General features: G+C 60.8%; 14 protein-coding genes and 1 pseudogene. 4 read left to right on the forward strand and 11 right to left on the reverse strand.

All coding sequences use genetic code 11. From position 1 onward, the window contains the following. Nucleotides 1-96 precede the first annotated feature (96 nt). The 7 genes and pseudogenes from AC07V0_RS13825 to AC07V0_RS13855 all read right to left on the reverse strand — a co-directional run. On the reverse strand, nucleotides 97-2,178 hold the full coding sequence (locus AC07V0_RS13825) for a putative bifunctional diguanylate cyclase/phosphodiesterase (protein WP_192350680.1): 2,082 nt from the start codon (nucleotides 2,176-2,178) through the stop codon (nucleotides 97-99). A 259-nt stretch (nucleotides 2,179-2,437) separates the two neighbouring features. After that, nucleotides 2,438-3,919 carry an efflux transporter outer membrane subunit gene (locus tag AC07V0_RS13830; RefSeq protein WP_018926137.1) on the reverse strand — a complete coding sequence of 494 codons (1,482 nt, stop codon included), beginning with the start codon at nucleotides 3,917-3,919 and terminating at the stop codon, nucleotides 2,438-2,440. After that, the gene (locus tag AC07V0_RS13835; protein ID WP_495019644.1) at nucleotides 3,916-7,023 is read right to left on the reverse strand and encodes an efflux RND transporter permease subunit; all 3,108 of its coding nucleotides are present in this window, start codon (nucleotides 7,021-7,023) and stop codon (nucleotides 3,916-3,918) included. The genes AC07V0_RS13830 and AC07V0_RS13835 overlap by 4 nt, the downstream gene beginning before the upstream one ends. Next, nucleotides 7,020-10,124 carry an MdtB/MuxB family multidrug efflux RND transporter permease subunit gene (locus AC07V0_RS13840; RefSeq protein WP_495019645.1) on the reverse strand — a complete coding sequence of 1,035 codons (3,105 nt, stop codon included), beginning with the start codon at nucleotides 10,122-10,124 and terminating at the stop codon, nucleotides 7,020-7,022. Before AC07V0_RS13840 ends, AC07V0_RS13835 begins: the two co-directional genes overlap by 4 nt. After that, a complete protein-coding gene (locus tag AC07V0_RS13845; RefSeq protein ID WP_086946128.1) occupies nucleotides 10,121-11,437 on the reverse strand; it encodes an MdtA/MuxA family multidrug efflux RND transporter periplasmic adaptor subunit in 1,317 nt (438 codons plus the stop codon). The genes AC07V0_RS13840 and AC07V0_RS13845 overlap by 4 nt, the downstream gene beginning before the upstream one ends. Nucleotides 11,438-11,617: 180 nt before the next feature. Continuing rightward, nucleotides 11,618-12,118: a thiol peroxidase gene (gene tpx, locus AC07V0_RS13850; protein ID WP_018926141.1), complete on the reverse strand. Its 501-nt coding sequence runs from the start codon at nucleotides 12,116-12,118 to the stop codon at nucleotides 11,618-11,620. A 149-nt stretch (nucleotides 12,119-12,267) separates the two neighbouring features. Next, nucleotides 12,268-12,564: pseudogene (locus AC07V0_RS13855) on the reverse strand (SRPBCC family protein); the annotation flags it as partial. 181 nt (nucleotides 12,565-12,745) lie between these two features. Here AC07V0_RS13855 and AC07V0_RS13860 point away from each other — a divergent pair. Together AC07V0_RS13860 and AC07V0_RS13865 are read left to right on the forward strand one after the other, a co-directional pair. After that, nucleotides 12,746-13,171 (forward strand): YciI family protein, encoded by a 426-nt coding sequence (locus AC07V0_RS13860; protein ID WP_192350688.1) that lies wholly within the window; start codon nucleotides 12,746-12,748, stop codon nucleotides 13,169-13,171. 258 nt (nucleotides 13,172-13,429) lie between these two features. Then, entirely contained in the window at nucleotides 13,430-13,567 is a 138-nt protein-coding gene (locus AC07V0_RS13865; RefSeq protein ID WP_018926144.1) for a hypothetical protein, read from the forward strand. A 59-nt stretch (nucleotides 13,568-13,626) separates the two neighbouring features. Here the strand turns inward: AC07V0_RS13865 and AC07V0_RS13870 are convergent, their stop codons facing one another. The 4 genes from AC07V0_RS13870 to AC07V0_RS13885 all read right to left on the reverse strand — a co-directional run bounded on the left by AC07V0_RS13870 (nucleotide 13,627) and on the right by AC07V0_RS13885 (nucleotide 17,638). Next, on the reverse strand, nucleotides 13,627-14,298 hold the full coding sequence (locus AC07V0_RS13870; protein ID WP_019650018.1) for a DUF3313 domain-containing protein: 672 nt from the start codon (nucleotides 14,296-14,298) through the stop codon (nucleotides 13,627-13,629). Between the two features lie 120 nt (nucleotides 14,299-14,418). Then, on the reverse strand, nucleotides 14,419-15,387 hold the full coding sequence (locus AC07V0_RS13875; protein ID WP_258612123.1) for a hypothetical protein: 969 nt from the start codon (nucleotides 15,385-15,387) through the stop codon (nucleotides 14,419-14,421). Nucleotides 15,388-15,473: 86 nt separating this feature from the next. Next, on the reverse strand, nucleotides 15,474-15,968 hold the full coding sequence (locus tag AC07V0_RS13880; RefSeq protein WP_018926147.1) for a DUF934 domain-containing protein: 495 nt from the start codon (nucleotides 15,966-15,968) through the stop codon (nucleotides 15,474-15,476). Continuing rightward, on the reverse strand, nucleotides 15,965-17,638 hold the full coding sequence (locus AC07V0_RS13885; RefSeq protein WP_495019646.1) for a nitrite/sulfite reductase: 1,674 nt from the start codon (nucleotides 17,636-17,638) through the stop codon (nucleotides 15,965-15,967). The genes AC07V0_RS13880 and AC07V0_RS13885 overlap by 4 nt, the downstream gene beginning before the upstream one ends. 428 nt (nucleotides 17,639-18,066) lie before the next feature. Between AC07V0_RS13885 and ccoN the strand changes: the two genes are divergently transcribed. Continuing rightward, the gene (gene ccoN / locus AC07V0_RS13890; protein WP_026286424.1) at nucleotides 18,067-19,494 is read left to right on the forward strand and encodes a cytochrome-c oxidase, cbb3-type subunit I; all 1,428 of its coding nucleotides are present in this window, start codon (nucleotides 18,067-18,069) and stop codon (nucleotides 19,492-19,494) included. A 15-nt stretch (nucleotides 19,495-19,509) separates the two neighbouring features. Continuing rightward, the gene (locus AC07V0_RS13895; RefSeq protein WP_495019647.1) at nucleotides 19,510-19,731 is read left to right on the forward strand and encodes a cbb3-type cytochrome c oxidase subunit 3; all 222 of its coding nucleotides are present in this window, start codon (nucleotides 19,510-19,512) and stop codon (nucleotides 19,729-19,731) included. The last annotated feature ends 69 nt before the right edge of the window (nucleotides 19,732-19,800 follow it).

The raw sequence follows: 19,800 nt of genomic DNA on the forward strand, positions 1-19,800 counted from the left end.
AACCTGGTAGGTCTGAAGAAATGAGGGGGGCCGCTTCGCTGCCCAGCGGGAGCAAGCTCCCTCGCCACAGGTATTCCCCATCAGTTCAGGGGTCCGTCAGCCGGTAGCCGATTGCTCCCCGCGGTGTATGTCGACCATGAAGCGATCGGCCGGCAGCGGATGCCCGAGCAGGTAGCCCTGCAACGAGTCGCAGCCCAGCTGGGTCAGGAAGTCTTGCTGGACGCCGGTTTCCACCCCTTCGGCGACGATCCGCAGGCCCAGCGCCTGGCCGAGGGCGACGATGGCCGAGACAATGGCCGCGTCGTCGCTGTCGTGCTCCAGATCGCGGACGAAACCCCGGTCGATCTTCAGTTCATTGGCCGGCAGGCGCTTGAGGTACATCAAGCTCGAATAGCCGGTACCGAAGTCATCGATGGACAGGTCGACGCCCATTTCCGACAGCTCCTGCAACACCGTCATGCTCGCATCGGCGTCGCTCATGGCGGTGGTTTCGGTGATTTCCAGGGTCAGGCTGTTGGCCGGCAGATGATGGGTGGCCAGGGCTTTGGCAACGCTCTGCACCAGCCCCGCGTGGCAGAATTGCAAGGCCGAGAGGTTCACCGCGATACGCCAATCGGTGTAACCGAGCACGTACCACTCGCGCATCTGCCGGCAGGCCTCGTTGAGCACCCACTCGCCAATCGGAATGATCAGCCCGGTCTTCTCCGCAAGGTCAATGAACGTGTCCGGCTGCAGCAGGCCCAGGGTCGGATGCTCCCAGCGCAGCAACGCCTCGGCGCCCACTGGTCGGCCATGACCGGCGTCGAATTTGGGCTGGTAATAAAGCTTGAACTGTTGCTGATCGACGGCACTGCGCAAGTCCTGGAGCAATTGCAGCTGTTTGCGCGCGTTGCTGTTCATCGAGGCGTCGAAGAAGCGATGACCGTTTTTCCCGGCGCCTTTGGCGTGGTACATCGCGGCATCGGCGTTCATCAGCAACTCATCGGCCGTCTGACCGTTGCCCGGATAGAGCGCGATGCCGACACTGGCGGAAATCTGCAAGTCATGTTCGGCGACCCGGAACGAGCGCGCAATCAACCCAACCTGACGCTCCGCCAGGCTCAGCGCATCGTTTGGCTCGTTCAGGCGCACCAGCAACACGAACTCGTCGCCGCCGATCCGCGCCAGGGTGTCCTGGCTACGCAGGTCTTCGCGCAGGCGCAGTGCAACTTCACGCAACAGCTGGTCGCCCATGTGATGGCCGAACGCATCGTTGACCGGTTTGAAGCCGTCCAGATCAATGAACATCAACGCAAAACAGCTGCCCTGCTCCTGCACTTTCGATATGGCCTGATCGATACGGTCGGCCAGCAACATGCGGTTGGGCAAACCGGTCAGGGTGTCGTGCAAGGCCAGTTGAGTGAGTTCACGGTTGGCCACGGTCAGCGAGTGGGCGAGGTCCGCGGTGCGAGCCTCCAGGCGGGCATCGAGGATCGACGTCAGCAAGGCGATGCTCAATATCGCCAAGGTGGTGATCAGCACCAGGCTGTCCAGCCCCTTGCCGTTCAAACCACTGACCGCCGCACCACAGAAACTGCCGGCGGCAAAGCGCGCCGCGGCCATGCCGGTGTAGTGCATGCCGACGATGGCAATGCCCATGATGACTGCAGCACCCGCACGGAACAGGCGAACATGCGGTGTGTGCTGGCGCAGGCGGAAAGCGATCCATAACGCCGCGCCCGACGCGCCGACGGCAATCAGCAACGACGCGCCAAACAGAGTCGGGTCGTAATCGATGCCCGGCTGCATGCGCATGGCGGCCATGCCGGTGTAATGCATGGCGCTGATACCCGCGCCCATGATCAGCGCGCCGAACGCCAGTTGCCAGGCCGGCAGCCGTGGCTGACTGACCAGCCAAAGGGCAAAGCCGCAAGACAGCACCGCGATCAACAGCGACAGTGCCGTGAGGGTGGTGTCGTAGCCCAGGTCGATCGGCAATGTGAACGCAAGCATGCCGATGAAATGCATCGACCACACGCCGATGCCCATCGCAAAAGCGCCGCCCGCCGTCCATAAATGCACCGCTCGGCCCTTGGCCGTGGCGATGCGTCCGGTGAGGTCAAGCGCGGTATAAGAGGCCAGTATCGCCACGCACAGCGATATGAAAACCAGCGTAAGGGAATAACTACCAATGAGCATGGGATTTCTCGCAACAGCCCCCGCCATACTGTGTTTGTTCTCGGGGAGCAAAGCCGGCGATTGTACTGATTCCGCGGACGAACGCACTCACAAAGTAATCAAAAGGCCATCAAGATGATTGTGGCGAGGGAGCTTGCTCCCGCCGGACGGCGAAGCCGTCCCAAAGATGCTCACGCGTACATTCAGTCAAAACGCATCAATCGGTTTGCGACTGCTTCGCAGCCGAGCGGGAGCAAGCTCCCTCGCCACAGGGATGGGGTTATTGCTTGTCACTCACCTGAAGCTGCCCGTCCCACCCACCGCCCAGCGCGGCAATCAACTGCACGCTGGCAATCAGCCGGCTCTGCAACAGGCTCAGCGCGTTGCGTTCGTTGTTCAACGCCGTAGCCTGAACCACCACCACATCCAGATAGGCAATCAACCCGGCCTTGTACTGATTCCGGGTCAAGCGAAGAGACTCGCGCGCCGCATCCAGAGCTTCCTGGCGCACGACGGCTTCGTCTTCCAGCACCTTGAGCTGCACCAGATAGTTTTCCACTTCGCGGAAACCATCGAGCACGGTCTGGCGGTATTTGGCGACAGTCTCGTCGTAGGCCGCTTCACTGCGATCGACTTCCGCCGAGCGCTGGCCACCGTCGAACAGGGTCATGGCCAGCTGTGGGCCGACCGACCAGAAACGGTTCGGCAGGCTGATCCAGTTGGCGTAAGTGCTACTGCTGTAGCCGCCGTTCATGCTCAGGGTCAGGTCCGGGTAGTAGGCCGCCTTCGCCACGCCGATGTTGGCGTTGGCGGCCATCACCGAGCGTTCGGCGGAGGCGATGTCCGGGCGCCGTTCCAGCAGCTGCGAAGGCAAGCTCAGCGGCACCTGGGGAAGCGCCGGAATGTCTGGGGTTTCGGCCAGGCTGAATTCGGCCGGTGGCAGGCCGATCAGCACGGCGATGGCGTTCTCGAACTGCGCGCGCTGCCAGATCAGGTCGACCATCTCCGCCTGGGTGGTTTTGAGCTGAGTGGTGGCCTGGGCCACCGCATCCTTGCCGGAAACTCCGGCGCGGTACTGGTTTTCGGTCATTTTCAGCGAGCGCTGATAGGCCTCGACTGTCGCTTCCAGCAGGCGTTTCTGCTCATCGATCACCCGCAATTGCAGGTAGTTCTGCACCAGCTCCGATTGCTGGCTCAGGCGCATCGCCGCCAGGTCGGCAAAACTCGCCTGGGCGTTGGCCGTGTCGGCTTCCAGGCCTCGACGCAATTTGCCCCAGATATCGGCTTCCCAACTGACCCCGGCCTGTGCCGAGTAAGTGTCACGGATACCGCTGGACGAACTGCTCAGGCTCGAACTGCTGCTGCCGGTGCCCTGGCTGGAGCGGTTCTTGCTGACGGTCAGGTCCACCGTCGGAAAAAACGCCCCACGGGCACTGCGCACCAAGGCCTGGGCTTGACGGTACTGGGCCTCGGACTGGGCAACGGTCTGATTGGCGCTGTTGAGCTTTTCGATCAGGCCGTTGAGCTGCTGATCGCCATACAGCTCCCACCAGGCACCACGCGCCAACGAATCGCTGGGGTTGGCCTGACGCCAGCCGGCCGCCTCTTTGTACTGCGCAGGTGCGGCGGCTTGCGGGCGCTGGTAATCCGGGCCGATGGCGCAGGCGCTGAGCATCGCCACGCACAGCGACAGGCTCAGCAAACGCGAGCCTCGGGCCGTGATCAGCGGTGCAGCCAGGTTGAGAAGCGAACGGTCAGTCATAGCGGAGTTTCCAGAGCAGCATCGGTACGCACCCCACGCCAGCGGTTGAAACGATGGCGCAGTTTGTCGAGATAGAGGTAAACCACCGGGGTGGTGTAAAGGGTCAGCACCTGGCTGAAGACCAGCCCGCCGATGATGGTCAGGCCCAGCGGCTGACGCATTTCCGCCCCTTCGGCGCGGCTCAGCAGCAGCGGCAAGGCACCGAGGATCGCCGCCAGGGTGGTCATCAGAATCGGTCGCAGCCGTTGCAGGCAGGCACTGCGGATCGATTCCAGCGGCTCCAGGCCTTGGTGCCGTTCCAGTTGCAGCGCCAGGTCGATCATCAGAATGGCGTTTTTCTTCACTACACCAATCAACAGGAACAGCCCCAACAAGGAGATCAGGCTGAACTCACCGCCCAGCACATAGATCGACAGCAGCGCGCCGACCCCGGCCGATGGCAAGGTCGAAAGAATGGTCAGCGGATGAATGTAGCTTTCATACAGCACACCCAGCACCAGATACACCGCGACCAGCGCGCCGAGAATCATCCACGGCTGGCTCTTCTGTGCGGCGGCGAAGGCGTCGGCGGTGCCGGCCATTTTCGCGATCACGTCTTCCGGCAGGCCGAGTTTGGCAATCGCCCGCTCGATGGCCGCCGAGCCCTGCTCCACCGTCACCCCTTCGGCCATGTCGAAGGCGATGCTTTCCGAAGCGAACTGGCCTTCGTGGCTGACCCGATCGTTTTCCAGGCTGCTCTCATAGTGGGCGATGGTCGACAACGGAATTCGCGCGCCGTCGGCAGTGATCACTTTGACCTGGTTCAGGGTGACTGGGTCCTGGGCGTATTTCGGATTGACCTCCATCACCACCTGATACTGGTTGAGGCTGTCGTAGATCGTCGAAATCTGCCGCTGGCTATAGGCGTTGTTCAGCACCGCCGTGACCATGTTCATGTCCACGCCCAGCCGCTTGGCCTGGTCGCGATCGACGATCAGCGTCACTTGCTGGGCGCCACGGCCTTCACGGGCGTCAATCGCTGTCAGCTCAGGCAGGGCCTTGAAGGCGGCAACAACTTTCGGATACCACTCGCGTAACGCACCGAGATCGCCACTTTGCAGGATGTAGGAGTACTGCGAGGTGGTTTGCTCGCGACCGCCGCCGAATTGCAGGTCCTGGTCAGCCATCAGCATCAATTGCGCACCGGGCACCTTGGGCATTTCCTTGCGCAAACGCTCGATGACTTTCTGCGCGGACAGGTTGCGTTCCTTGATCGGCTTGAGCCGCACCAGCATGAACGCGTTATTGGTGCCATTGTTGCCACCGATGAACCCTGCAACGCTTTGCACCGCGTCGTCCTTGAGCACGGCGCGGCGGAAGGTTTCCATCTTCGGCTGCATCACGCTGAACGACAGGCCATTATCGCCACGCACGAAACCGATCAGCTGGCCGGTGTCTTGCTGGGGAAAAAAGGCTTTAGGAACAACAACATACAGCGCAATGTTTACGCCAATCGTCACGAACAGACTGAGCAAGGTCAGTCGGCGATGACGCAGCACCCAGTCGAGGCTGGTGGCGTATTTGCCGACCATCCACTCATTGGCCCGCTGGCTCCAGCGTTGCAAACGGTTTTCCTGCCCCGGCGTATGCGGCTTCAGCCAGCGCGCACAAAGCATTGGCGTCAGCGTCAGCGACACCAGCAGCGACACCACGATGGCCGCCGCCAGGGTGATGGAAAACTCGCGGAACAGGCTTTCGATGATCCCGCCCATGAACAGGATCGACAGGAACACCGCCACCAGCGAGACGTTCATCGACAGCAGCGTGAAGCCGACTTCCTGCGCCCCGAGGTACGCGGCCTTCATCGGCGGTACGCCCTTGTCGATGTGCCGGGAAATGTTCTCCAGCACCACGATGGCATCGTCCACCACCAGCCCGGTGGCCAGAATCAGCGCCATCAGCGACAGGTTGTTCAGGGAGAAGCCGTAGAGGTACATCACGGCAAACGTGCCCACCAGTGACACCGGCACCGCCAGGGTCGGAATCAAAGAGGCGCGAAAGTTACCGAGGAACAGGAACACCACCAGAATCACCAGCGCCACGGCAATCAACAGGGTCATTTCCGCTTCGTGCAGGGTGGCCTTGATCACCGGCGAACGGTCCATCGCCAGGTTCAGCTTGACGCTGGCCGGCAGCACCGCCTGCAATGCCGGCAACTGCGCCTTGATCTCGTTGACCGTCTCGATGATGTTGGCGCCGGCCTGGCGGTTGATCACCAGCAAGACTGCCGCGTCATCGTTGAAGAACCCGCTGTTGTAGCGGTCCTCGACGCTGTCGCTGACCTTGGCCACATCCTTCAGGCGCAAGGCTGCGCCGTCCGCGTAGTGAATGATCAGCGACTCGTAATCCTTGGCCTTTTCCAGCTGATCGTTGGCCTGGACCTGCCACAGCCGCTGGCCGTCTTCGACCGAGCCCTTGGGCCGGCGCACGTTGGCGTTGGCGATGGTGGTGCGCACATCGTCCAGTGCCACGCCGTACTGGTTGAGCGCCTGGGGTTCGAGCTCGATGCGCACCGCCGGCAACGAACTGCCGCCGATCTGCACTTCACCTACGCCCTGCACCTGGGACAGGCTCTGGGACAGAATGGTCGAGGCCAAGTCGTAGAGCTGGCCTTTTTCCAACACATCCGAGGTCAGCGACAGCACCATGATCGGTGCTTGCGATGGGTTGACCTTCTTGTAGGTCGGCATGCTGCGCATTCCGCTGGGCAGCAGGTTGCGCGAGGCGTTGATCGCCGCCTGCACTTCCCGCGCCGCGCCGTTGATGTCGCGGTCCAGGTCGAACTGCAGAATCACCCGGGTCGAGCCCTGGCTGGAGCGGCTGCTCATGGTGTTGACCCCGGCGATGGTGCCGAAGGAACGCTCCAGCGGCGTGGCCACGGTTGAGGCCATGACCTCCGGGCTCGCACCAGGCAGGCTCGCCTGGACCACGATCACCGGGAAATCCATCTGCGGCAGTGGCGATACCGGTAACAGGCCGAAGCTCACGCCGCCCAGCAGCATGATCGCCAGGCTCAGCAACATCGTCGCGACCGGGCGCTTGATGAAAGGTCCGGACAGGTTCATGGCTGCTCTACCGGTTCCACGGACTCGGGCTTATGGCCCCAGCGCCGCCCGAGGCGGTCGAAGTACAGGTAAATAACGGGTGTGGTAAACAGCGTCAGCACCTGACTCACCAGCAAGCCACCGACCATTACCAGACCCAGCGGCTGGCGCAATTCCGCGCCGGAGCCGGTGGCGAGCATCAGCGGCACCGCGCCGAACAACGCCGCCAGGGTGGTCATCAGAATCGGCCGGAAGCGCAACAGAGCCGCCTGATAGATCGCAGCCTGCGGGTCCATGCCCTGATTACGTTCAGCCTCGAGGGCGAAGTCGATCATCATGATCGCGTTCTTTTTCACGATACCGATCAGCAAGATGATGCCGATGATCGCGATCATCCCCAGGTCATTACCGCTCAACAGCAGCGCCAGCAAGGCGCCGACCGCCGCCGAGGGCAAGGTCGAGAGGATGGTGATCGGGTGAATGTAGCTCTCGTAGAGCACGCCGAGCACGATGTACATGGTCACCACCGCCGCCAGAATCAGCAGCAAAGTGCTCGACAGCGACGCCTGGAACGCTTCGGCCGCGCCCTGGAACTGGGTCTGCACGCCAATCGGCATGCCGATGTCTTTCTGCACCTGATCGATGATCTGCACCGCATGCCCCAGCGCCACGCCGGGCGCCAGGTTGAACGACATCATCACCGCCGGGAACTGGCCGATGTGGGTGATCGCCAGCTGCGCCTGACGCTCCTCGACATGCGCCAGGCTGGACAGGCGCACTTGCCCGCCATCGGTGGTCTTGACGTGAATCTGGTTCAGCGCATCGGGGCCGATCTTCTCGCCGGACTGCGATTGCAGCACCACGCGGTACTGGCTGGCCTGGGTGTAAATGGTGGAAATCTGCCGCTGGCCGAAGGCGTCGTAGAGCGCGTCAGTGATGTTCGACACCGATACGCCAACCCGCGACGCCGCATCGCGGTCGATCACCAGATAAACCTGCAAACCCTTGTCCTGCAAATCGCTGGCGACATCGGTCAGTTCCGGCCGTTGCGCCAGGGCTTCGACCAGACGCCCGCTCCACAGGCTAAGCAACTCGGCATCCGGCGACGACATGCTGAACTGGTACTGCGTACGGCTGACCCGATCTTCGATGGTCAGGTCCTGCACCGGCTGCATGAACAGGCGAATGCCGACCAGCTTGTCCAGCTCCGGTTGCAAGCGGGCAATGACTTGGGTGGCGCTCAGGTTGCGGTGGCCGTGGGACTTGAGGTTGATCAGTAACCGGCCGCTGTTGAGCGTCGAGTTATCACCGTCGACGCCAATATAGGACGACAGGCTTTCGACCGCAGGGTCAGCCAGGATCACCTTGGCCAATTCCTGCTGGCGCTCGCTCATCGCCGCGAAGGAAATCGACTGTGGCGCCTCGGAAATCCCCTGGATCACCCCGGTGTCCTGCACCGGGAAGAAACCCTTGGGTACCACCATGTACAGGAACACGGTCAATGCCAACGTGCCGATGGCCACCAGCAAGGTCAGCGGCTGATGCTTGAGCACCCACTGCAACTTGCGCCCGTAGGCGGCGATCATCCAGTCGATGGTCGCGCCACTGGAGCGGTAGAACCAGCCCTGATCTTTTTCCTTGGGCTCACGCTTGAGCAACCGCGCACACATCATCGGCGTCAGGGTCAGGGACACTACCAGCGAAATCAGGATCGCCACCGCCAACGTGATCGCGAACTCGCGGAACAAACGCCCCACCACGTCGGCCATGAACAGCAGCGGAATCAGCACCGCGATCAACGACAGGGTCAGGGAAATCAGGGTGAAGCCGATCTGCTTGGCACCCTTGAGCGCCGCTTGCAGTGGGCTGTCGCCCTCTTCGATGAAGCGGGAAATGTTCTCCAGCATGACGATTGCATCGTCCACCACGAAACCGGTGGCGATAGTCAGCGCCATCAGGGTCAGGTTATTGACCGAAAACCCGGCGAGGTACATCACGCCGAAGGTGCCGATCAACGACAGCGGCACCGCCACCGACGGAATGATCGTGGCACTGGCTCGCCGCAGGAACAGGAACGTGACCATCACCACCAGGGCGATGGCGATCAGCAGTTCGTGTTGCACGTCGGTGACCGAGGCGCGGATGGTCTGGGTGCGATCGGTGAGCACCGTGACGTCGAGGCCGGCCGGCAGGTTGTCGGTGATGCTCGGCAGCAAGGCCTTGATCCGGTCGACCACCTCGATGACGTTGGCGCCGGGCTGACGCTGGATGTTCAGCAGCACGGCCTGGTTTTCATTGGCCCATGCCGCTAGGCGTTCGTTCTCGGCGCCATCGACAATTTGTGCCACGTCCTTGAGCCGCAACGGCGCGCCGTTTTTATAGGCCAGAATCAGGTTGGCGTAGTCCTTGGGCGACGTCAGCTGGTCGTTGGCGTCGAGCATCGACACCCGGGTCGGGCCGTCGAAGTTGCCTTTGGGCTGGTTGACGTTGGAGGCACCGATCAAGGTGCGCACGTCCGACAGGTTCAGGCCGTTGGCCGCCAGGGCCTCGGGGTTGACCTTGATCCGCACCGCCTGACGCTGACCGCCGGCAATAGTGACCATGCCGACGCCGCTGATCTGCGCAATTTTCTGCGCCATACGGGTGTCGACCAAGTCATTGAGCTTGGGCAGCAGCATGGTTTTGGAAGTGATGGCCAGGGTCAGCACCGGGGTATCCGCCGGGTTGACCTTGTTGTACACCGGCGGCGCGGGCAGATCCTTGGGCAGCAAATTGGTCGCGGCGTTGATCGCCGCCTGCACCTGCTGCTCGGCGACATCCATGTTGATGTCGAGGCTGAACCGCAGGGTCAGCACCGAGGCACCACCGGAACTGGTCGAGGCCATCTGGGTCAGGCCGGGCATCTGGCCGAACTGACGTTCCAGCGGCGCAGTCACGGCGCTGGTCATGACATCAGGGCTGGCGCCGGGATAGAGCGTCATGACGCGGATGGTCGGGTAATCGACCTGAGGCAATGCCGACACCGGCAGCAGCCGATAAGCGATCACCCCGGCCAGAATAATGGCCAGCATGCTCAGGGTCGTGGCGACCGGGCGAAGGATGAACAGCCGCGAGATGTTCATGCGCCGCCCTTTTTCGCCTTGTCGGTGGCCGCCGGCTCGCCTGGGGTCGCCGCCGATTTGCCTTGCAGATGTTCGGTCGGAGTGGTCGGTACATCCTCGCTGTCGTTGACCACCTCCACTTCACTGCCGTCCTTCAGGCGGTCGGTGCCTTCCAGCACCACCCGATCACCGATGGCCAGGCCTTCAGTGATCACGGTGTTTTCCCCATCACTGGCGCCGACTTTCAACTGGCGGATGGTGACCTTCTTGTCGCCGTCCAGCGCATAGACGAATGTGCCGTTGGTGCCGAACTGGATCGCCGCCGAGGGTGCAAGCACCACATCTTTAAGGGTATCGGCCAGCAGGTGCACGTTGACGAACTGATTGGGGAACAGCGCTTGATCGCGGTTCTCGTAGCGGGCCTTGAATTTCAGGGTGCCGGTGGTGACGTCGATCTGGTTATCGAGGCTCTGCAACACGCCGGTGGCCTGCAATTGGGTGTCGCCGCGGTCCCAGGCTTCGGCGGGCAGCTTGGCGCCGGTGCGATAGCGGGTCAGCACGGTGTCCAGGCTGTTTTCCGGCAAGGTAAAGGCCACGCTGATCGGTTGGGTCTGGGTGATGATCACCAGCGCCGTGGTGTCGTTGGCCGCCACAAGGTTGCCGACGTCCAGCTGCCGCAGACCCACACGCCCGGTGATCGGAGCGCGGATCTTGGTGAATTCCAGATTGAGCTTGGCGTCGTTGACCGCCGCCTGATTGGTCTTGACCGTACCCTGATACTGGGCGACCAGCGCTTCGGCGGTGTCCAGGGTTTGCTTGGCGATACTGTCTTCGCGGTACAGGCCACGATAACGCTCGACGTCGACCTGGGCGTTTTTCAATTGCGCCTGATTCTGCAGCAAGGTGCCTTCGGCCTGGAGCAAGGCATTCTGATAAGGACGTGGATCGATCTCGGCCAGCAGGTCACCCGCCTTGACCATCTGCCCTTCTTCGAAATAGACCTTGACCAGTTCGCCACCGACGCGGCTGCGCACATTGATGGTGTTCAGCGCCGTGACCGTGCCCAGCGCCTTGTAATACAGCGGAAAATCGCCTTTGACCACCGGCGCCACGCGCACCGGAACCGGTCCCGTCGCCCCGCCGAATCCCGGACGCATCCCCCCCGACCGACCGGTATGCCCGGCAACGGCTTTCTGCCCTGCGCCCTCCTTCGGGCTGCTGCCAGCGGGCCAGAACTTCCAGCACAGGCCGACGATGACCAACAGGACAAGCAGGCCGAACAGCCAGCGACGAGGATTGCGGGAAGCGGAGGATTGCATGGAATGATCAACCATTGGGCGCGTGCGCTTTTTTTCTACGGGAGGCTGAACGATAAGCACTGGCGGGTATTAAGCAAAGCGCCTTTACCGGCAATTTACCTTTGGCTTACCTAACAGGAGTTTTGGCTAAGACACTGAAGCACAAATGAAAACGGCCTGGACAGGGCCAGGCCGTTAACAATTGTAAAACTTTGCTTACTTCAGAACGGCGAGCGCTGCGTCGTAGTTCGGTTCTTCAGCGATTTCCTTGACCAGTTCGCTGTGCAGGACCTTGTCGTTTTCGTCCAGAACCACGACGGCGCGGGCGGTCAGGCCTTTGAGTGGACCATCGGCGATGGCCACGCCGTAGTTTTCCTTGAACTCGGCACCGCGCAGGGTCGACAGGTTCTGTACGTTTTCCAGGCCTTCGGCGCCGCAGAAGCGGGCTTGGGCGAACGGCAGGTCGGCGGAGATGCACAGCACGACGGTGTTGGCCACGTCATTGGCCTGGGCGTTGAACTTGCGCACGGAGGTGGCGCAGGTCGGGGTGTCGACGCTTGGGAAGATGTTCAACACTTTACGCTTGCCGGCGAAGCTCGCCAGGGTCACGTCGGACAGATTGCCGGCAACCAGGGAAAAGGCTGGCGCCTGGGAACCGGCTTGTGGCAGTTGGCCGTTGACTTGAACCGGGTTGCCTTTGAGAGTGACTTGAGCCATGAACGGAGTCCTTCTGAACGTTGATGTAGAGAATTTTGACGAGGCCGAAGTTAACCACGAAATGAGCCGGGGACCTATGCAAAAACACAAATTGTCATGAGTGGCGGGAGAGGCAAACCTGCAATTCCACAGGGCTGGATGCACGTGCACTACCCGAGCAACCGCAGCATATTGCGGTGCCGCGCCGCGAAAATCCGCCGCATGTAGGCATTCACCAGCAGCCCTTCAGTCAAAGCACCGCCAATCGCCGCATAGGTCACGCGGTCGGTGTACAGCGTACCGCCCTCTCCCGCCGCCACCCGATGTTCATGACGAAAGGCGCGCAGCGGCCCCTTGAGCATTTCATCGATGAAATGCGTATCGCCGACCTCCCGGATCACCACCGTCCAGTTCGACGGGATCAGGTTGAACATCCAGTGCCTGAAGCGGAACTGGGGGGCACCTTCCGTTGGTCGTTGGATGGGTCTCACAGGAATATTTGATCGCGAGGAGGATGTCGAAAATACATCTGTTCTCTACAACATCGACTAAAACGAAAAGGACAATTTTTGTTTAGGTGCGTTGTCGATTCAAGTCACGCCCATTCGACTATGCAATGAATCACTCAACTTCAACGGAGACAAGACCATGCGATTCATGATCATTGTAAAAGCCAGCCCCGATTCCGAGGCCGGCGTGATGCCCAGCGAAGAACTGATGACCGCAATGGGCAATTACAACGAGGAACTGGCCAAGGCCGGCATCCTCATCGACTGCGATGGCCTGCAGCCCAGCAGTAAAGGTGCCCGTGTGCGCTTCTCGGGAGATAAACGCACAGTGATCGATGGCCCGTTCGCCGAAACCAAAGAGCTGATCGCCGGCTACTGGCTGTGGCAGGTGAAGTCGAAAGAGGAAGCGATCGAGTGGGTCAAGCGCTGCCCCAACCCGATGCCGGGTACAGAGGCCGAGATCGAGATTCGCCAGGTGTTCGAGGCCGAAGATTTCGGTGCCGAGTTCACCCCGGAACTGCGTGAACAGGAAGAGCGCGTGCGGGCACAGGCGAAGAAGCAATGAAGCACACCTACGCGCGACTCAGCATTCAACAGTGATGTTGACTGACAATCCTTCTTCGCGAGCAAGCCCATGCCCACAGGAGATTGTGGTTGGCAAATCAGCCAAGGCTCACTCAATACCTGTGGGAGCGTGGTTTGCCCGCGAATGGATCTTCAATTCAACAAGCAAACCCGTTGACGCGACAACCACCTGCTAGAGTAAAAAAAGCCTTCATGCAGGCCAGACCGAATGTCATCTTCGGAAAATGAGGAAACGTCTATGAAAGGTTTGCTTCGCGTTGCGGGATTCAGCCTGATGGCGCTTTTCGCCAGTTGTGGTGTCGGTGCCCAGACAATGCAAAGTCATGCGGCGCCGGTTGCGCTCACTGTCATACCGGCCGACATCCCGGGGGAATAGCCAAGGGGATTGATCGTTCCCATGCCTGGGAACGATCTTGCGCGAACAATAAACCCGCGTTACTTGGACTTGAATTTTACAAACGACTGATTCATGTCCGAAGCCCAGCCATCGATCACGTTTTTCACGTCATCGGCTTTCATCACCTGAGCTTCGTTTTCCAGCGGTTTGCCGGTGCCCTTGCGCACCACCTGGGCGATGACTTTGTTGGTGCCGCCGTCGAGAAACACCGCTTCGGTGGCCAGATCGGTTTGCTGATCGCGAGCACCGCTGGCGGTGGTGACGGCCGCTGCCACCAGGGCGATCGGGATCACTTCATATGGCTTGAGGCTTTCGGTCTTGCTGCTGACGGCGGTGATCGCCGCACGTACCACGATCACGCCTGGGCCGGGGCCGCTGGCCAGTGGCAGGGATTTACCCAGTTCGCGCTTGAGCGCTTGATCGTAGTAGCTGGTGATGCCGTTCAACGTGGTCTGAGGGATTTTCGCTGTCGGCTGCGGTTTGGGATAGAGCTGAGTCGGCTCGATGTAGGCACTGGTGTATTTGTTGACGTTGAGCTTGGGATCGACCCAGCGCATCACCACGGCGCCCGATGGCGACTTGGCTTCCTTGAGCTGGCTGTAGTCCTTGAGAAAGCCGGAGTACTGGTCTGGCTCGACGACTTTGCTGGCGCAACCCGCCACCCCGAGAGAGGCGATGCACAGTGTGCTCATCATTAACGCAAGCTTCATGCTTTAACTCCTGTCAGAAGGACGGCAACGGTATTGCCTACGAGAGTTACAGGTATAGCTAATGCCCGGCGTTTTTGTATCGAAAATCACAATTTTCAGCTCTCGCCACGGTCGCGGCAATCACCACGAAGACCCGCTTTTCGCTGCCAACTCCCGCCGGCTATTGGCCCGCATCGCCTTGATCAACGATACCGTGCCCACCAGGATGATCACCGCGCCAAACAGGAAGTCGATGGTGTACAACTGGAAATCGTTCAACGGCCCCACCAGGAACACCCGGATCGCGCCAATACTCACCAGCGTCGCGAGAAAGTCGATGCCCGGCTCGTCGCGATAGAACACATGCAGCAGCGGCAGGCACATCACCAGCAACAACAGCAACACAATCACCTTGAACGAGCCCTTGCGCTCGACGCTGAACGCGCATTCGTTGGCGCCGTAGGGCTTGTAGTCCTGCTCACTGATCAGCGAATTTTTCTCGTTGATGTACTCGACACGGTTGTACTTCTGGATCGGCGTAAAGGTGTTGGACATCTGCATGCTGGTGGTGACGTTTTTGAAGCGCAGGTCGACGCGCTCATTACCCTTGAGGTAGTACAACACCGGTTTGTAACCGTAGCGGTAGGTGTCGAACGGAAAGTCGGTCGCCCGCCCCTGGACGTCGATGGGCCGGGACTCAAGTTCGGCGTAGGCACTTTTGTTGACCGAAGACAGGTTACGGCTCAGGGGTTTGATCTTGACCTGTTCCATGAAAATCGGCGCAACGCCGTAGGACCACTGCAGCGGCTCCATGCGCAGCCGCAGTTCGTTGCGGCCCAGGTCGTAGCGATCAAAGGTTCGCTCGGAAACGACAACCGCCCCCGAGAGCATGAACTCGCCGCGAACGTTGTTGGTGATGCGCAGCGACAGTTGATCCTTGCCCTGCCCGCCGCTATCGCTGGCCGGCGGCGTGCCGCACCAGGCGTAGCTGTCGAACGCATCCCCGAGCTGGCCGTTACGGTTCTCTTTGAACACATAAAAATAACTGCCCCACAGGGCCGCCATCAGCAACAGCGCTATCAACCCTAAAATCTTCTTGCCCGCGCCCAAACCAGACTCCTTTCTTCACCAACTCCTTATGAGACGCGGACTCTATCAAAATGCCATCATCGGCCCAAGCAAAAGATCTCGATGCCCTACCGCCGCCGAAACAACGGCCGCGGCTCGATCACCGAACGCCCATACAACACGCTCATCCCCGCCAGTCCCTTCAGCGCATCTTCGGCAGACTTGTCTTCACGCACGGCAAAGCTGTCGAAACCGCATTGGCGCATGTGGCTGAGTTGATCGCGCAGCACATCGCCAATCGCGCGCAATTCGCCTTGCCATCCGAATCGCGTGCGCAACAGATAGGCCTGGCTGTAGGCACGTCCGTCGCGAAAACTCGGGAAGTCCAGGGCAATCAGCGGCAGGTCGGGGAACCACGGAATCAGATTTGTCACTTCGTCGTCAGGACCGAGCCAGACACCTTCGAGCGCGGTTGTGGTGTCGGCGTTAAGGGCCAGCCACTGGGGTAACGGCAGGATCAGCGGCCCGGCCGGCGGTTCACCGGTCGTTTCACGAATCAACTGCCACGGGTCATCGCGCACCCACTCGGCACCGCCCTCTCGCAAACGCAGCAGATTGTTCATGCCGACACCTCCAGCACCTTTGGATAAACCCGTTCCTTGAATGGCTCCAGACCGATGCGCGCCAGGGTATCGACGAACAGTTCTTCGCTCTCGCGGTAGCGCACGAATGTGCCGATGATCCGTTCAATCACATCGGGCACTTCGGCGGCACTGAAGGACGGGCCGATGACCTTGCCCAACGCGCTGTCCTTGCCCTGGGCGCCGCCGAGGGTGATCTGGTACCACTCGCTGCCGTTCTTGTCGACGCCAAGGATGCCGATGTTGCCGATGTGGTGATGGCCGCAGGCGTTCATGCAGCCGGAGATGTTCAGGCTGATGTCGCCCAGGTCATGCAGGTAGTCCAGATCGTCGAAACGTGCCTGAATCGCTTGCGCGATGGGGATCGACTTGGCGTTGGCCAGGGCGCAGAAGTCGCCGCCGGGGCAAGCGATGATGTCAGTCAGCAAGCCGATGTTGGCACTCCCCAGGCCTTGCTCGCAGGCCTGGCACCACAGCGCATAAAGGTCTGCCTTGGGCACGTCCGGCAGGACGATGTTCTGTTCATGGGCGATGCGGATTTCGCCGAAACCGAACTGCTCGGACCATAGCGCCACCGCTTCCATTTGTTCGGCCGTGACATCCCCCGGCGGCGCGGCGATACCCGGCTTGGTCGACAGCACCACGCAGGCGTAACCCGGCATCTTGTGCGGCTGAACGTTGCGCGCCACCCAACGGGCGAACGCCGGGTGCTCGGCCAGGCACGTGCCGAAGTCCAGGTCGGTGCCGGCCAGTGAACGGTAATCGGGTGGCACAAAGGCGCTGGCGACACGCTCATACTCGACGTCGGTCAACTGCGCCGGGCCGTCCTTGAGGTGTTGCCACTCCTCCTCCACTTCCTTGGCGAACGCTTCGATCCCCAGGGCCTTGACCAGAATCTTGATCCGCGCCTTGTACTTGTTATCGCGCCGTCCGTGGCGGTTGTAGACCCGCAGCACCGCCTCGACATAAGACAGCAAATGCTGCCACGGCAAGCCTTCGCAAATCTGCAGACCGAGAATCGGCGTACGCCCCAACCCGCCGCCAACGATCACCCGCAAGAGCATTTGCCCGCTGTCGTCGCAATAAAGATAAAGACCGATGTCATGCATCATGATCGCCGCGCGGTCCTGTTTCGCCGAACAGATGGCGATCTTGAACTTGCGCGGCAGGAACAGGAATTCCGGGTTGATGGTCGACCATTGCCGCAGGATCTCCGCCAGCGGACGCGGGTCCATCAGCTCGTCCGCCGCGACGCCGGCGAAGGCTTCGGTGGTGATGTTGCGCACGCAGTTGCCGGAGGTCTGGATCGCGTGCATTTCCACTTGGGCCAGGCGTTCGAGGATGTCCGGGACCTGGGCCAGTTCGATCCAGTTGAACTGCATGTTTTGCCGGGTGGTGAAGTGGCCGTAACCACGATCGTAGTCCCGGGCAATGCTCGCCAGAGTGCGCATTTGCCTGGCGCTCAGGGTGCCGTAAGGAATCGCCACGCGCAGCATGTAGGCGTGTTTTTGCATATACAGGCCATTCTGCAAACGCAGGGGCAGGAACTCTTCTTCGCTCAATTCGCCGGCCATGAAACGTTCGACCTGATCGCGAAACTGCGCAACACGCTCGAACACCAGGGCCCGGTCATAGTCATCGTATTGATACATGTGGCTGCCACCTCATCAGGAATTTTGCGCAGAACCTGTGGAAGCTCCTGTGGCGAGGGGGCTTGCCCCCGTTTGAGTGCGTAGCACTCACAAGATCTTCGGTGTATCAGAGATTTTGGGGCTGCTTCGCAACCCAACGGGGGCAAGCCCCCTCGCCACAGGCCGCTCCCACAGGAGTTGCGGTGGATCGAACTCTGCGGCTCGTTCTTGGGGTGCAACTATGCGGCAGCAGCGCAGCGTGTTACAGATTCAGCTAAACACTAAAAAACCGTATCAGGACGCGACTGATCGCCGCAGGCATGCCCCACATCTGATCCGTATAAATGAAAGTTTCCTGAGACTGTTTTGTTTCCGGCAGGGTTTCTACAGTTCATCGCATGCCAGACCGGGTGGCCTGGCAAGACTTTGCAACCGTGGAAGAACTGACCATGAGCACAGCAACAATCGGACTGGCCTATAACTACAAGGTCGTCCGCCAATTCGTCGTGGCAACCGTGGTATGGGGCGTCGTCGGGATGGCGATGGGGGTATGGATCGCCTCGCAACTGGTATGGCCCGAGATGAACCTCGACCTGCCGTGGACCACCTTCGGCCGCTTGCGCCCGCTGCACACCAGCCTGGTGATTTTCGGCTTTGCCGGCAGTGCGCAATTCGCCGCCAGTTACTACGCCGTGCAGCGCACCTGCCAGGTTCGGCTGTTCTCGGACAAACTCGCTGCATTCACCTTCTGGGGCTGGCAATCGGTGATCGTGGTGATGCTGATCAGCCTGCCGCTGGGCTACACGACCACCAAGGAATACGCCGAGATCGAGTTCTCCGGCGCGGTGTGGATGACGGTGGTCTGGCTCGCCTATGCCATCGTGTTCTTCACCACCGTGGTGCGCCGCAAGACCAAGCATATCTACGTCGGCAACTGGTTCTTCGGCGCGTTCATCGTGGTGATCGCCATGCTGCACGTGGTCAATCACCTGTCGATTCCGGTGGACTGGTTCAAGTCGTATCCGGTGTACTCCGGGGCCACCGACGCCATGGTGCAGTGGTGGTACGGGCACAACGCGGTGGGCTTTTTCCTCACCACCGGGTTCCTCGGGATGATGTATTACTTCGTGCCGAAACAGGTGGGTCGGCCGGTGTATTCCTATCGCTTGTCGATCGTGCACTTCTGGGCGCTAATCACCCTGTATATCTGGGCCGGTCCCCACCACCTGCACTACACCGCACTGCCGGACTGGGCGCAGTCCCTGGGCATGGCGATGTCGCTGATTCTGCTGGCGCCGAGCTGGGGCGGGATGATCAACGGCATGATGACGCTGTCGGGGGCCTGGCATAAGTTGCGTACCGACCCGATCCTGCGCTTCCTCGTGCTGTCCCTGGCCTTCTACGGCATGTCGACTTTCGAAGGGCCGATGATGGCGATCAAGACGGTCAATGCCCTCTCCCACTACACCGACTGGACCATCGGCCACGTGCACGCCGGCGCCCTCGGTTGGGTGGCGATGATCACCTTCGGCGCCATCTATCACATGGTTCCGAAAGTCTTCGGCCGCACGCAAATGCACAGCGTGCCGCTGATTAACCTGCACTTCTGGCTGGCGACCATCGGCACCGTGCTGTACATCGCCTCGATGTGGGTCAACGGCATCACCCAGGGCTTGATGTGGCGCGCAATCAACGACGACGGCACGCTGACCTACTCGTTCGTCGAGGCGTTGCAGGCCAGTCATCCGGGCTTCATCGTGCGGTTTGTCGGCGGGGTGTTCTTCCTCAGCGGCATGCTGCTGATGGCGTATAACGTGTGGCGTACGGTGCGGGTTGCGGATGTGAAGATGGCCGAACTTGAAGCGCAGTATGCCTGAGGCAAGGAGCCTGACATGATCGAAATGGCATTGAATCTATTGGGCGTGCTGGGGCTTTGGCTGGCGATCGAATACTGCTTGAAACAGCAGACGCCCGAGAGCCTGGACGATGCCAGCCTGATTCCGTTTGCCGATGACCCCGAGGTGGCGCGGCGGGTTGAACTGGCGACCGGCAAGACCGTGAAAGCGGTAGCGCCGGAGGAAGCAAAGCCGGGATGGGGCAACCTCGAGGTTTGATGATCGTTCCCACGCTCTGCGTGGGAATGCAGCCCGGGACGCTCCGCCTCCCATTGGAACGCGGAGCGT

It is taken from the genome of Pseudomonas sp. GW821-FHT01E10 (genome assembly GCF_059422365.1).

What these genes read in the sequence shown, in the direction of transcription:
- AC07V0_RS13840 (WP_495019645.1), bottom strand. Translation starts at nt 10,124, where the DNA reads ATGAACATCTCGCGGCTGTTCATCCTTCGCCCGGTCGCCACGACCCTG.
- AC07V0_RS13865 (WP_018926144.1), top strand. Translation starts at nt 13,430, where the DNA reads ATGAAAGGTTTGCTTCGCGTTGCGGGATTCAGCCTGATGGCGCTTTTC.
- AC07V0_RS13845 (WP_086946128.1), bottom strand. Translation starts at nt 11,437, where the DNA reads ATGGTTGATCATTCCATGCAATCCTCCGCTTCCCGCAATCCTCGTCGC.
- AC07V0_RS13830 (WP_018926137.1), bottom strand. Translation starts at nt 3,919, where the DNA reads ATGACTGACCGTTCGCTTCTCAACCTGGCTGCACCGCTGATCACGGCC.
- ccoN (WP_026286424.1), top strand. Translation starts at nt 18,067, where the DNA reads ATGAGCACAGCAACAATCGGACTGGCCTATAACTACAAGGTCGTCCGC.
- AC07V0_RS13870 (WP_019650018.1), bottom strand. Translation starts at nt 14,298, where the DNA reads ATGAAGCTTGCGTTAATGATGAGCACACTGTGCATCGCCTCTCTCGGG.
- AC07V0_RS13895 (WP_495019647.1), top strand. Translation starts at nt 19,510, where the DNA reads ATGATCGAAATGGCATTGAATCTATTGGGCGTGCTGGGGCTTTGGCTG.
- AC07V0_RS13885 (WP_495019646.1), bottom strand. Translation starts at nt 17,638, where the DNA reads ATGTATCAATACGATGACTATGACCGGGCCCTGGTGTTCGAGCGTGTT.
- AC07V0_RS13860 (WP_192350688.1), top strand. Translation starts at nt 12,746, where the DNA reads ATGCGATTCATGATCATTGTAAAAGCCAGCCCCGATTCCGAGGCCGGC.
- AC07V0_RS13835 (WP_495019644.1), bottom strand. Translation starts at nt 7,023, where the DNA reads ATGAACCTGTCCGGACCTTTCATCAAGCGCCCGGTCGCGACGATGTTG.
- tpx (WP_018926141.1), bottom strand. Translation starts at nt 12,118, where the DNA reads ATGGCTCAAGTCACTCTCAAAGGCAACCCGGTTCAAGTCAACGGCCAA.
- AC07V0_RS13825 (WP_192350680.1), bottom strand. Translation starts at nt 2,178, where the DNA reads ATGCTCATTGGTAGTTATTCCCTTACGCTGGTTTTCATATCGCTGTGC.
- AC07V0_RS13880 (WP_018926147.1), bottom strand. Translation starts at nt 15,968, where the DNA reads ATGAACAATCTGCTGCGTTTGCGAGAGGGCGGTGCCGAGTGGGTGCGC.